Here is a 12,462-nt window from a genome sequence, read left to right on the forward strand (position 1 = left end):
GAGGGGGCGGAAACTGGAGTTCCATGTCGGGGCGAGTTTGACGATTAGTGAGGAAATATGGTCATCTCGTGACCATTGTTTCTGATGGGATGAGTTAGACCGGTCCGGGGGAACGCTTCATGCCGCACGCCCTCCTGCGCGTGCTCGCTTCGACGTCCATCGCAGCCACCGCGCTGGCGGGTGGGCCGCTCGCCGTCTCCAGCCATGCCGCGACGACGGCCGCCGTTCGGGCTTCAGCGCCTGGTCAGGTGGTGGTGCCCGCGGTGAAGGAGCCGCCGCCGGCCGTGGTGACCGTTCGTTCCGGGCCGTCACCCGCCGTCCGGCCGATGGGGGAGGGGCCGGTGGGGCCGGAACGACCGGAGATCACCACGCCCGCCGGAACGTCCCTCGCCGACGGGATCGCCGCGCTGGCCGCGCGGCGGCAGGAACGGCAGGGGCTCGGGCGGCAGGCCCCCGACCCCGCCGCCCTGCTGCCCGACACGACCGGCGCCGCGCCGCTGACCCTCCTGCGCCCGCCTTCCGCCGTGACCAGGGCTCTGGACGCCCTGCGCCTGAACACCCCCCTGGCCCAGGGCGGGCGGATGGTGAAGGGGCAGGCGCTGACGTACCGGTTGTGTGTGATGGGGGTGGCGCGGACGGTGGCGTGCTCGGCGCGCAGGCCCGTCGCCGTGCCGGTCGCCGCGGACGTCACCGGCGACGGCCTCCCCGACCTGGCGGCCGACCTGGTGCCCGCCGCGAACCCCGGAAAGGGGGACGTCGGGCTCGGGTTCGCCGTCAGGAGCCTGTCCGGGCAGAAGGTGAAGGCGCTGGTCTGGGCCGAGTACGACGACAGGGTGACCGTCGGGTTCGACGGCCTGCGCGCCGGCGCGTCGCTCTCGGTGCTCGACCGCGGGACGTTCACCCTCGACCAGGAAGGCGGGACGGTCAGGGCGAGCGTCACCAGGAAGGACCCGGGAGCGTCCGCCGTCACCCTGGCGGGGCTGACCGGGCGCACCACCGTGAGCCTGCGCCAGACCCCCGCCACCGAACGGCTCACCGTCGAGGCCGCACTCGGCTCACCCGCGTCGGAGGCCACCTCCAAGCCCGGGGCCGTCGAGCTGGACGTCACCGCCTCCCGGCCCGCCAGGCTCGACGCGATCGCCGTCTCCCGGACCCGCTACACGCAGGCCGTACTGGACCGCATGCCCACCCGCGCCCGGGTGCGCCTGTCCGGCGGACGGATCCGCTTCACCGCCCCCGCCCCGATCGCCCGCGCCGAGTTGCACAGCCACCTCTACCGCGACGGCCGCCTGGCCACCGTGGTGAGCGCCGGGCTGCGCGAGGTGCCCCGCTCCTTCACCGCCGCCTACGCCTCGACCGGCGGCGGGCAGACGCTGACCGTCGAGTCGTCCCGGCCCGCGCGGACGGGCTCGGCCGAGGTGCTCTACTACGACCGGGCCGCGTCCAGGACCGTGTTGCGGGCCGAGCTGAGCGGGCTGCCCGCCCGGGTCCGCATGGAGAACGACCCGGCCGCGCGGCGCGTCACCCAGACGGCCAGCTCGCCGATCGGCCGCTTCGCCGCGGTCCTGCAACGTGGCGGCGGCGCGGTCTCCAGCCCCTCCGGCGGCCACGTCACCATGATCAAGGACGGCGACGCGGTCGGGATCTCGGCGCTGCTGTCCGGGTTGTCGGCGTTCGACGTCACGTACGGCGCGGCGCCGCACGCGCACCTGAAGGCCAGGGCGAGCCGCCGGTCCTTCGTGGGCGCGGCCGGCGTCGACGGGACGCGCCTGGCACGACTGGAGATCTCCAACACGCCCGCCGAGGTCGACCTCTCCCTCGACCCCGCCGCCGGACGGGCCGTCTACCGGGCCAGCGGCGTGATCGACCGGGCCAGGGCCGCCTACGCCGACGTACGGAACGGGCCGACGATCGACGGCACGGTCCGCGGCGTGCGCGAGGACGTACGGACCGCGTGGACGCTGGGCGCGCGCTCGTCGGTCGAGGTCACCACGTCCGGCCGCCTCCGCGACCTCAGCCTGTACGCGGCCAGGTCGTACGTCACCACCCTCGGGAACGCCGGCCGCGCCGCGGGCGGGGACGACGTGCGGGTGGCGGTGCAAGGGGTGCGGAAACGGGCCGAGCTGGTCGCCGACACCTCGACCGGCACCCTCGCCTGGACCGCGAGCGCCCCCGTGGCGAAAGTGTCGGCGCTGGCCAGGATCAGGACGGGCGGCCGGGGGCTGCGGGCCGCCGCCGACGTGACCGGCGTGCCGGCCCGCTTCGAGGCCGCCTGGAAGGACGGCGGCTACCGCTTCCGCGGGCTGTCCGGCCCGGTGGGATCGGCGGCCCTGGCCGTGGCCAACCACGACGGCGCCACGTCCCCCGACGGCCCGCACCTGGCCGCCCACTACGACCGCGCCACCGGCGACCTGGACGCGAGCGTGCTGGTCAAGGGCCTGCGGAGAGTCGAGATCGGCCCGTCCGGGCAGGGCTTCCGTGCCGGGTTCCGCGCCGCGCGGCAGCGGCTCGCCGTGGACGCCGACATCGTCCTGGGCGACGTGCGCTTCGGCGTCCTCGGCAGGGTGGGACCGGTGCCGGGCGACCTGACCGTCGCCGCCACGCCCGAGGGCAGGCTCAGCTACTCCGGCTCCCGGCTCGGCGTGACCGCCCGCGCCTGGCTCGGCAGGACCGCCGCGCTGGCCCGCATGCGGCCCGCCCCCGCCGTGCGGGACGGCCTCTCGCTGGTGGACGGCGGCTGCCCGGCCGGAACCGAGGGCTGCGCACAGGGCCCGTTCTGCACGGCGGGGCGCGGCTGCTACGGCCTCCAGGGCTACCTCGACGTCACCGGCCTGCCCAGCCAGGTGACGATCGACCCGGCGGGCGGCACGTTCGCCTTCGCCGGGTTCGCGCCCAGGCGCCGCACCCTCGCCCTCTACCTGGCCAGCAGCGTGCTCGCGCCGGTCCCGGTCAAGGCACGGGCCACGCTGACCCGGCTGCCGTCGAGGATCACCCGGTTGTCGCTGGGGCCGTTCGACGCCGGGCACGTCGCCTACCGCGTCGAGCCGTCCGCCACCCTGGGCGCGCTCGACGTACGGGCCGAGGCGGGCGGGCTGCGCGGCCACGTCGCCCTCGACCCGGTTCCCGCCGCCGTGGACGTGCGGGCCGCGTACGGGGCCAGGACCCGGGTGCGCGTACGGAACTCCGCGCCGGTCGAGCGCCTGACCGCGGAGGTCACCCTGCCCGGCCGGGGCACCGGCGCGCTGCGGCTGACCGACGTGCCGGCGGTGCTCGGCCTGGACGCCGACGCCTCGTCCGCCGGGCTGAGCGTCCCGGCGATCACCTACCGGGGCGGCGCGAGCACCCTGGACGGCCACCTGGGCGTGGACGGCGGCCTGGTCGACCCCTCCGGGCGGCTCGGCGCCGTCTCGCTCACCGTCGAGGACCTGGCCGCCGACACCACGATCAGGCTCAACCCCGACCAGTCGCTCGACCTGGCCTCCAAACCCGGGCCCACGGGCCGGATCGCGGTGGCCGCCGGGCTGCGCGCGGGCCCGGTCGCCAGGCAGCGGATCGCCGTGTCCAAGGAGGTCCCGTACACCACGGGTTTCCTCACCTACGCGGTCGGCGGGGACTTCGCGCTGGGCGCGAGCGCGGTTCGGGAGGTGTCGATGACGGTCCGGCGGATGTCCTGGCTGCGGGTGCGGCCGGGACGCATCCCGTTCGGGCTGAAGGCTCCGGCGGCGGCCGGGTTCCTCGCGCCCGGCTTCGAAGGCGCCTACGACCGCCTCGACCTGGCCGCCAAGGGCGTGGACCTGCGGCCCGACGTCTCCCTCCGGGTCAGGCTGAGCAGGAAGATCGGCGAGGACGTCTTCACCGGCTCGCTCCGGCTCACCCGGGCCACCTCGCTCGCCCTGCGCCGCTACGACCAGCGCATGCGCCGCATCGGCGCCCGCCAGGAGATCGCCGCCGCCGGGATCGGGCTGGCCTGCCTCACGGTGGACGCCAAACCCGGCTTCGCCGCCGTCGGCAGGGGCGGTTCGGTCACCCTGCGCGGCGCCGACGGCCCGCAGATGGTGTCCTTCCTCGACCCCGGCGGGCAGACCCCGGACTACGCGGTGGACCTGCTGACCCACTTCATGTCGCCGTTCCCGGGGCCGGACTGGAAGGTGGCGGCGGCCACGGCGGGCTCCTGCGCCCGCGCCCGCCGGTGAGCGGGCCGAATCACCAAGGGCCGAGATATCCGGGCGGCGGCGCGGCCCCTTCGTACGGGGGCACCGCCCGGCCCGCCAGGAACGCCCGCAACGTCCCCAGGTACGCCGCCCGCCCTTCGGCGTAGGCGAACCCGGAACCGGGGATCGCCCGGCGGACGTCGGTGGCCGCCGACCAGCTCTCCCCGTCGCACGGCCCCTTGACCACCAGGACGGGCGCCGTCACCCGGGCCAGCCCCTCCCGCAGCCCCGGCGGCGACGGCCGCTCCACCAGGCTCGCATATCCCCCCGAACCGTCCGCTGCGGCCGGGGTACTCGCGGTCCTCGGGCTCGCGGGGAGCGGCGGTGGTGGTGGGCAGGGGGCCGGGGTGTCGTCGCCGGACCCCGAGGTCGCGGCCGTGCGGGCGTCGAGTTCGGCGTCGCCGGCGAACGCGTGCGCCGCCGCTGGTTCGACCCGCAGCAGCGTGTACACCGCCAGCAGCCGGGGGCCGGGCGGCCCGTCGTCCAGCAGCGACGCGGTACGGACCTCGTCGAGCCCGGCGGGGGAGGCGAGCACCGCCCTGGCGACCCCGTCCGGATGGGCGGACAGGTAGGCCGCCGCCAGCCGGGTACCGCCGCCGCGCGCGACCAGGTTCAGCCGGCGGGCGCCGATCGCCTGCCGCACCTGCTCCAGGTCCGCCACGTCCCGTCCCAGCCCGTACACGGCCGGGTCCGGCAACCGCGCCGACCGTCCCGTGCCCACCTGGTCGTAGACGTAGACCTCGTACCCGTCGGCGGCCAGCCGCCGGTAGAACGCAGGATCGGTGGCCACGTCCGCCATGCCGGCCCCGCCGGACAGGAACACCACCGGCTCGGGCCGGGTGACCCGCTTCGGCGCGACCCGCACGTACGCCAGCCGCGACCCCGTCGCCAGCCGCCACTCGCGCTGCCCGGCCACCGGCGGCCCGGCCGCGACCGGCACCGGCGGCGGCGTCAGCGTCGCGCCCGCGACCTGCCAGACCACCGCCGCCTCCACGGTCAGGATCAGCGCCGCCCGTAACCACCGTCCCCACGCCGGGCCCGGCCGGGGCACGCACAGCAGCAGCCCGAGGAAGAACAGCGAGGCGAACACGGCGAGGCCGGTCCCCGTGAACACCCCGGGCCGCGCGCCGACCATCGCCGTCCCGGCCAGCGCGGCGAGCCCGGCCACGGGCGACAGCGCGAGCACCGCGGCGCCCGCCACGATCCCGGTGAAAGACCTCACAGGGGGACGCTAGCCCCCGACCGGGGAGGGGAGCGAGCGCCCGAGGCGGATGCGCAGGCGGTCGCCGGCGCGCAGGGTCTCGCGCACGGTCCACACCCGCTCGTCGATGACGGTGCCGTTCGTGGTCATGTAGCCGCCGACCCGCAGCACCGGACGGCCCGAGGCGTCGCCGAGGAGCTGGGCCCGCGACTCGGAGTCGTCGGCGAACAGCACGAGGAAGTCCTCGGCGTGCGCGGGGGCCTCCAGCACCAGGCCGGGATAGAGATGGGAGGAGGGGACCTCGATCACGTATTCGCTCACGCGCTCGCCACTACCCCGCTCGCGCGCTTTCAGCTTCCGGCCCGCGGAGGATAGCGCTTACCTGGGCCGATGAGGTGAAATATCAGGGTTACCTACAGGCTGGAGTTCCCCTCATGTCCTTGTTCGACCTGCCGATCGAGCAGCTGCGCGGCTACCTCCCCGACCGCGACGAGCCCGCCGACTTCGACGACTTCTGGTCCCGTACGCTGGCCGAGGCAGGCAGGTTCGACCCGGCCGCCGAGTTCGTGCCCTACGACCTGCCGCTGAGCGGCGTCGACGTCTACGACGTGTCGTTCGCCGGTTGGGGCGGCCACCGCATCGGCGGCTGGTTCATCCTGCCGCGCGGCGTTCAGGAGCCGGTGCCGTGCGTGATGCACTACATCGGCTACAGCGGCGGGCGCGGCTTCCCGAAGGACCACCTGCTGTGGCCCACGGCCGGATACGCGGTGTTCGTGATGGAGACCCGGGGGCACGGCGGCGCGAGCCCGGGCAGCCCCGGCGTGACCGGCGACCCGCACGGCAGCGCCAACGTGCAGGCGCCCGGCATGATGACGCGCGGCATCCTCGACCCCGAGGACTACTACTACCGCCGCGTGTTCACCGACGCGGCCAGGGCGGTCGACGTGGCCGCGGCCCACCCGGCGGTGGACGCGAGCCGCATCGTGGTCTCGGGCGGCAGCCAGGGCGGCGCGATCGCGCAGGCCACGGCCGCGCTGCGCCCGTCAGTGCGGGCGGCGCTGGTGGACGTGCCGTTCCTGACGCACTTCCGGCGGGCGGTCGAGATCACCGACGAGTATCCGTACCAGGAGCTGGTGCGCTTCCTCGCCTCCCGCAGGGACGGCGCCGACCAGGTGTTCCGCACGCTGTCGTACTTCGACGGCGTCAACTTCGCCGCGCGCGGCCGGGTGCCCGCGCTGTACTCGGTCGCGCTCATGGACTCCGTCTGCCCGCCCTCCACGGTCTTCGCCGCCTACAACCACTGGCAGGGACCGAAGGAGATCAACGTCTGGCCCTGGAACGGGCACGAGGGCGGGTCCGGCTACCAGACCGAGGAGCAGGTCCGCTACCTGCACAAGCTCCTGGCCGGCTGACCCGGTGGGTGGCCGCCGTACCGGCGTGATCGCCGGTACGGCGGCTCCCGTCACACCGCCTGCGGCGTCACCATGAACGACACGCTCCCTTGCGCGTCGGCCCCGGCGTCCAGGGCCTTGTCGTCCAGCACGGTGGCGGCCACGGGGTCGAGGTAGACCCGGGCGCCCTCGGTCTCGACGACCTCGTCCGCCGGCTCCGGGGCCGTGGCCAGGGAAAGGGTGAGCGAATTCGCGCCGTCGCCCTGCGACGAGATGCGGATCCCGCCCTGCGCGGGTTCCGGCGCGGACGCGGTCAGGTCGCGAATCGCCTGGGCTGCGTTGGCTGTCAGGGTGAGCACTACGGCTCCTCCTCACGGTCGACGTACAGAGAGTTGCCTGCCATTCCCCCGATGCCGGGACCCAACCCTCCTTGGTGTTTTCTTTACCTTCGGGGGCCGGGCTCGTCGTCGTGACACGGGTTCCGGTCAGACGGTCCACTTGCCGTCGAGCATGAGGTCGCGGCCCGCCAGCTCGTTGACCTCGCGCCACGCCTGCACCAGCACCGGCGTCACCCGGAAGTAGGTGTACGGGCCGCGCGACTCACGCGGGTCGAACCCGGTCTTGACCGCGAACGCGTCGCCGATGTCGTCCGGGATCGTGCCGGCCGGTTGCGCGGTCACCGTGCCTTCGATCAGGACGACGTCCCTGGTCAGGCCCAGGCCGAGCCGGACGGTGCCGCCGGCCAGCAGGTTCCGGCCGGTGGGCGTGGCGTCCGCGGTGGACAGCAGCAGCGTGTGCCCGTCCCACAGGAACGACAGCGGCGTCATGTACGGGCCGCCGTCGCCCGCCGTGGCCACCCAGGCGTCGACGTCGTGTTCGAGCCGGTCGAGCGTGTCCTGCTTGCGCTGCTCCGGTGAACGGGCCGGTGGCGTCATTCTTCTCCTCGCACTCTTGTCGCGTCCGTCACATGATGACGGCTCCCGGCGGAGGAGCGCGACAGCGACCCCCTCGCCGCCTGACCGGCATATGGCGCGGCGCGCCTGAGGGGGAAGTCACGACCACATGGTTACGCTCTGTGACGGAGATGTATCACCATGTCATAGGAAAACTTATGCGTACTCGTCTGACCATGCTGCTGGCCGCCGCGGCCGTCGTCGCCCTGTCGGGGTGCGGCGAAAGCGCCACCACCAACACCGCGGGGCTGGCGCCGCGGACCGACGCTCAGCCGTCCGAGCAGGACAGGACCTGGATGGCGACCATCCACCGGGGCAACCTGGCCGAGATCGAGGCGGGCCGCCTGGCCGAGAAGAAGGGTGCCACCGACCAGGTCAAGTCGATCGGCCGGATGCTGGTCGACGACCACACCCAGTTCGACAAGAAGGTGACCCAGACCGCGAGCCAGCTCGCCATCCAGCTTCCCGCCGGGCTGACCTCCGAGCAGGCCGCCATGGCCAAGCGCCTGCAGGAGGCCAAGGGCAAGGAGTTCGACAAGGAGTTCGTCGCGAGCATGCTCAAGGCCCACAAGACGGCGATCGAGGCCACCAAGGAGGAGATCTCCAAGGGCTCCTCGCCGGCGGTGGTGGCCCTGGCCGAGTCCGCGACCCCGACGCTGGAGGAGCACCTGAAGGCGCTGAAGAAGGCGCAGGACTGACGGAGACGCCCGCGATGCCCGAAGGCGCGGGACCGGCGGAGGTGCCCGCGATGCCTGAAGGCGCGGGCGGGCCGGACGCGGTCGCCTCCCTGGCCCGCGCCGCCGCGCGCGAGGTGGCCGGGCTCCGGCACGGCCGCGCGCTGCACCGGCGCGGCCTGCTCCTGGCGGGCACGCTGACGGTCGAGGCGGCGCCGCTGGGTGAGCCGGGCGAGCACGAGGTGCGGGCCCGGCTGTCCAAGGGGCTGTCCCTGCCGGGACGGCTGCCCGACGTGCTGGGGCTGGCCGTGCGGTTGCCCAACGGGGTCGATCTGCTGCTGTCCACCGGCGTGGGCGGCCTGCCGGTGCCGCGCCGCACCTTCATGTCGGGGCCGTACTCCACCCTGACGCCCTACGTGTACGGAACCGGACGGTACCGGCTGGTCGCCCGCCCCGAGGGTGAGCGCGTGCCCGCCGACCCCGCGCTGCTGCCCGGCGCGCTGGCCCGCGGCCCGCTGCTGTTCCATCTGTGGGCCGGTGGCCGCTACCTCGCCCGCCTGCGCCTGCACGCCGCGCTGCCCGGCGAGGACCTGACGTTCGACCCGGTGCTCAACAGCCATCCCTGCCTGCGTCCGGCCGGATGGACGGCCCGGCTGCGGCGGGCCGCCTACGAGGGCTCCCGGCAGGGCCGCGGCGTGCCTCCGCCCTAGACCGTTTATGGCAAAGACTGGCCGACCCATGTGTGCATATGCGACGTTCTGGGGTATTTGTCCTGTTTGAACCAGGACGAACAATCGGGGGGATCGTCGTGGCTATGCAAACAGAGATCCGAAGCCTGCTCGAGTGCCATGTGATCGGGTCGGACGGACATTCGATCGGCAAGGTGGGCCAGGTCTACCTCAGTGACCGCACCGGCGAGCCGGAGTGGGTCACGGTTCGCACGGGGTTCTTCGGCATGAGGCAGACCTTCGTGCCGCTGGCCAACGCCCGCCGCGCCGGGGACGAGATCAGGGTCCCCTTCGACAAGGAGATGATCAAGGGCGCGCCCAACATCGACGTGGACGGCCGCCTCTCCTTGGAGGAGGAGGCCGAGCTCTACCGGTACTACGGGATGCAGCCGTCCACCATCCCGTCCCAGCGCTCGCCCGCCGCGGGGGAGCGGCAGGCCCAGCGGCCCATGGGGGAGTCGCGGACGGCCGAGGAGCGCGGCCGGCGCACCGGCATGACCGGACAGACGGGCCAGGCGGTCCCGACCGGACAGCCGGGCAAGCCGCGCGGCCGGGACGTGGGCGACCGCGACATCGACATGACCACGTCCGAGGAACGGCTGCGCGTCGGCAAGGAGAGCCGCGAGACCGGGCACGTCCGGCTGCGCAAGTACGTCGAGACGGAGAACGTCCAGGAGAGGGTGCCGCTCTCGCACGAGGAGGTCGTGATCGAGCGCGAGCCCATCAGGGACGGCCAGCCCGGCACGTACGAGATCGGCGAGGACGAGCAGCAGATCACCCTGCACGAGGAACGGCCGGTGATCGGCAAGGAGACCAGGCCGGTCGAGCACATCCGCGTGCACAAGGAGACCGTCCAGCACGAAGAGACCGTCGAGGGCCAGGTCAGGAGGGAACGCCTGGAGGTCGACGAGGACGGCAACGCGCGCGAGCACACCCGCAACCGCGGGGACGACCTCCCGCCGAAGCGGTAGGAGGCCCTTCCGGGTCCCGTGCGGGGGCGCCCACGCGCCCCCGCCTCACCGCGCCCACCACGCCCACCAGGTCCACCACATGCCCACCACGCGCCCACCGCCGGCCCCGCTCAGCCCCGGCCGGTGTCCGGGGGGACGGACCAGCTCGGGCGGGCGTTCAGGACGGCCGGCTCGAAGCCCGCGAGCTGCTGGTAGTGCAGCGAGATCTTCTCCAGCGTGTCCCGGGGGACGACCTCCTCGATGTCGGCGAACCCGTCCGGGGCGCGTTCGTGCGCCAGTTTCAGGACGACCTCGGGCCCGTCCTCCCGGTTGGCCAGCACGATCTGGTTCGTGACCGGCCGCCGCCGGCTCTCGTAGAACTCCAGCCCCTGACCGGTGGCCAGGGCGTAGGCCAGCACGCGGGCGTCGATGACGGCCTGCGTGCCGCCGTTGGACCCGGTCGGGTACATCGGGTGCGCGGCGTCGCCCATCAGCGTCACCGTCCCCGACGACCAGCGCGGCAGCGGGTCCCGGTCCACGAGCGGGTACTCGTACGCCTGGTCGGCCGAGGCGATGAGGGCGGGGATGTCGAGGGCGTCGGAGCGCACGTCCGCCACGTGGTGGAGGAACTTCGCGATCTCGACCTCGCGGTTCCAGTCGCCCCGGGGCGTGGTCTCGGGGGCCCGGTGCTGGATGGCCCAGTTGATGAGCTGGGTGCCGTCGGGGTCCGGCGGCGCGATCGGATAGATGACGATCTTCTGCGTGCCGTCCCCCGCCATGATCATGGATCGGCCGGTCAGGAACGGCCGGGCTCGGGACGTGCCGCGCCACAGCACGTGACCGCCCCAGAGCGGGTCGCCCTCGCCGGGGAACAGCGCGGCCCTGACGGCGGAGCGGATGCCGTCGGCGCCGACGAGCAGGTCGCCGTCGTGGTCGAGCCCAGTGACGGGGGAGCCGGTCAGCACGGCGTCCGGGCCCAGGCGCTCGCGTACGGCGTCCAGGAGCATGAGCTGTGATCGGCCGCGGTGGATCGAGTACTGCGGCCAGGCGTGGCCCGCGGCCCGGCCGCGCGGCTCGGACCAGATGTGCTGCCCGCGCCGGGTGAGAAAGGTCAGGTCGGCCGTCTCGACGCCGATGCGGGCCAGGCGCTCGCCCAGGCCCAGTTCGACGAGCTCGCGCACGGCGTGCGGCAGCAGGTTGATGCCCACGCCGAGCGGGCGGACGTCCTTGACCGCCTCGCGCACGGTCACGTCGGTGATGCCCGCGGCGTGCAGGGACAGGGCCGCGGTGAGCCCGGCGATGCCCGCTCCGGCGATGACCACCCGCCTCGGACGCCGCGCCGCGAACCCCGTCATGAGGAGCCTCCGGGCAGGAGCAGGGCGGAGACGTCGAACGGCGCCTCCAGGTAGCCGCTGCCCTTGAACTGGAGCATGAGGTCGGCCACTCGCTGCAGCCGGGCCTTGTCGACGGCGGTGGAGTAGCCGCCCAGCGCCATCCGGTCGGCCGTGGCCTTGTCGATCTTGGTGTACTTCAGCAGCGCGGCCTTGGCCTGGGCCGGGTCGGCGATCGCCAGGTCCACCGCCTTGCGCAGGCCGCGCTGGAAGGCGGCCACCGTGCGCGGATTGTCGGCCGCGAAGCCCTCGGTGGTCAGGTAGCCCGCCATCGGGAAGTCGGCGGTCGCCCCGGTGAACAGGTCCGACAGGGAGCGGGCCCCGTTCGTGGCGGCCGCGGTCTGCCAGAACGGCTCAGGCAGGACGGCCGCGTCCACGTCCCCGTTGGCCAGCGCGCCGGCCATCTGCGGGAACGGCCGTTCGACGAAGGTGATGTCGGCGGGTGTCACGCCGGCGGGCTTGAGCAGCGCGCTCACGGCCAGGGTGGCGACGTTGCCGAGGGTGTTGACGCCCACCTTCCTGCCCTTGAGGTCGGCCAGTTCCGTGACGGGCGAGTCCTTGCTCGTCATGAGGACGAAGTTGCCGGGCTTGGCCACGTACGCCTCGCCGACGACCTTCAACCGGCCCACGCCGCGCGAGGCGGCCAGCATCGCCGAGACGTAGTTGCTGTGCAGGACGTCCAGCTTGCCGCTGATCAGGTCGGGCATCGCGGCGGCCCCGCCTTGGATCACGACGGGCTTGACGGTCAGGCCCTCCGCCGCGAAGTAGCCCTTGTCGATGGCGATCTGTATGGGGGCGACCTCGGGAAGGGCTAGCATGCCGAGGTTGAGCACGGGTTTCTCCGGCCCGCCGGACGACGGCCGGGGGTCCGCCCCGCCGCACCCGGTCATGGCGAGGGCGAGGGCGACCGCCGCGAGTAACAGACGCATGAACGCTCCAAGGAGTGGGTTCGTGAACGAAAGC

Annotated in this window: 11 protein-coding genes; 5 read left to right on the forward strand and 6 right to left on the reverse strand. The window is 73.8% G+C overall.

The window, feature by feature from the left end; genetic code table 11:
• Positions 1-119 precede the first annotated feature (119 nt).
• Positions 120-4,193: a hypothetical protein gene (locus tag ACWCSU_RS22315; RefSeq protein ID WP_449937154.1), complete on the forward strand. Its 4,074-nt coding sequence runs from the start codon at positions 120-122 to the stop codon at positions 4,191-4,193.
• Positions 4,194-4,203: 10 nt separating this feature from the next.
• On the opposite strand, the gene ACWCSU_RS22320 is transcribed toward ACWCSU_RS22315, so the two are convergent.
• Positions 4,204-5,433, reverse strand: a complete 1,230-nt coding sequence (locus ACWCSU_RS22320) for an alpha/beta fold hydrolase (RefSeq protein ID WP_449937156.1) — start codon at positions 5,431-5,433, stop codon at positions 4,204-4,206.
• 9 nt (positions 5,434-5,442) lie between these two features.
• Positions 5,443-5,733, reverse strand: coding sequence for a hypothetical protein (locus ACWCSU_RS22325; protein ID WP_357706557.1), 291 nt, complete (start codon positions 5,731-5,733; stop codon positions 5,443-5,445).
• 113 nt (positions 5,734-5,846) lie between these two features.
• On the opposite strand from ACWCSU_RS22325, the gene ACWCSU_RS22330 reads away from it, so the two are divergent.
• Positions 5,847-6,824, forward strand: coding sequence for an acetylxylan esterase (locus ACWCSU_RS22330; protein WP_449937159.1), 978 nt, complete (start codon positions 5,847-5,849; stop codon positions 6,822-6,824).
• 50 nt (positions 6,825-6,874) lie between these two features.
• On the opposite strand, the gene ACWCSU_RS22335 is transcribed toward ACWCSU_RS22330, so the two are convergent.
• Together ACWCSU_RS22335 and ACWCSU_RS22340 are read right to left on the reverse strand one after the other, a co-directional pair.
• Positions 6,875-7,162, reverse strand: coding sequence for a HesB/IscA family protein (locus tag ACWCSU_RS22335; RefSeq protein ID WP_357706551.1), 288 nt, complete (start codon positions 7,160-7,162; stop codon positions 6,875-6,877).
• 126 nt (positions 7,163-7,288) lie between these two features.
• Positions 7,289-7,738 (reverse strand): pyridoxamine 5'-phosphate oxidase family protein, encoded by a 450-nt coding sequence (locus ACWCSU_RS22340; RefSeq protein WP_364088075.1) that lies wholly within the window; start codon positions 7,736-7,738, stop codon positions 7,289-7,291.
• 176 nt (positions 7,739-7,914) lie between these two features.
• Here ACWCSU_RS22340 and ACWCSU_RS22345 point away from each other — a divergent pair, with 176 nt between their 5' ends.
• From ACWCSU_RS22345 to ACWCSU_RS22355, 3 genes are all read left to right on the forward strand, one after another.
• Positions 7,915-8,454: a DUF4142 domain-containing protein gene (locus ACWCSU_RS22345; RefSeq protein WP_449937161.1), complete on the forward strand. Its 540-nt coding sequence runs from the start codon at positions 7,915-7,917 to the stop codon at positions 8,452-8,454.
• Positions 8,455-8,504: 50 nt separating this feature from the next.
• On the forward strand, positions 8,505-9,140 hold the full coding sequence (locus tag ACWCSU_RS22350) for a hypothetical protein (protein ID WP_449937164.1): 636 nt from the start codon (positions 8,505-8,507) through the stop codon (positions 9,138-9,140).
• Between the two features lie 104 nt (positions 9,141-9,244).
• The gene (locus ACWCSU_RS22355) at positions 9,245-10,129 is read left to right on the forward strand and encodes a DUF2382 domain-containing protein (RefSeq protein WP_449937167.1); all 885 of its coding nucleotides are present in this window, start codon (positions 9,245-9,247) and stop codon (positions 10,127-10,129) included.
• A gap of 110 nt (positions 10,130-10,239) precedes the next feature.
• Here the strand turns inward: ACWCSU_RS22355 and ACWCSU_RS22360 are convergent, their stop codons facing one another.
• On the reverse strand, positions 10,240-11,463 hold the full coding sequence (locus tag ACWCSU_RS22360; RefSeq protein WP_449937168.1) for a flavin-dependent oxidoreductase: 1,224 nt from the start codon (positions 11,461-11,463) through the stop codon (positions 10,240-10,242).
• The gene (locus tag ACWCSU_RS22365; protein WP_364088085.1) at positions 11,460-12,428 is read right to left on the reverse strand and encodes an ABC transporter substrate-binding protein; all 969 of its coding nucleotides are present in this window, start codon (positions 12,426-12,428) and stop codon (positions 11,460-11,462) included. Before ACWCSU_RS22365 ends, ACWCSU_RS22360 begins: the two co-directional genes overlap by 4 nt.
• Between the last annotated feature and the right edge of the window lie 34 nt (positions 12,429-12,462).

Source organism: Nonomuraea sp. NPDC001699, from assembly GCF_053596455.1.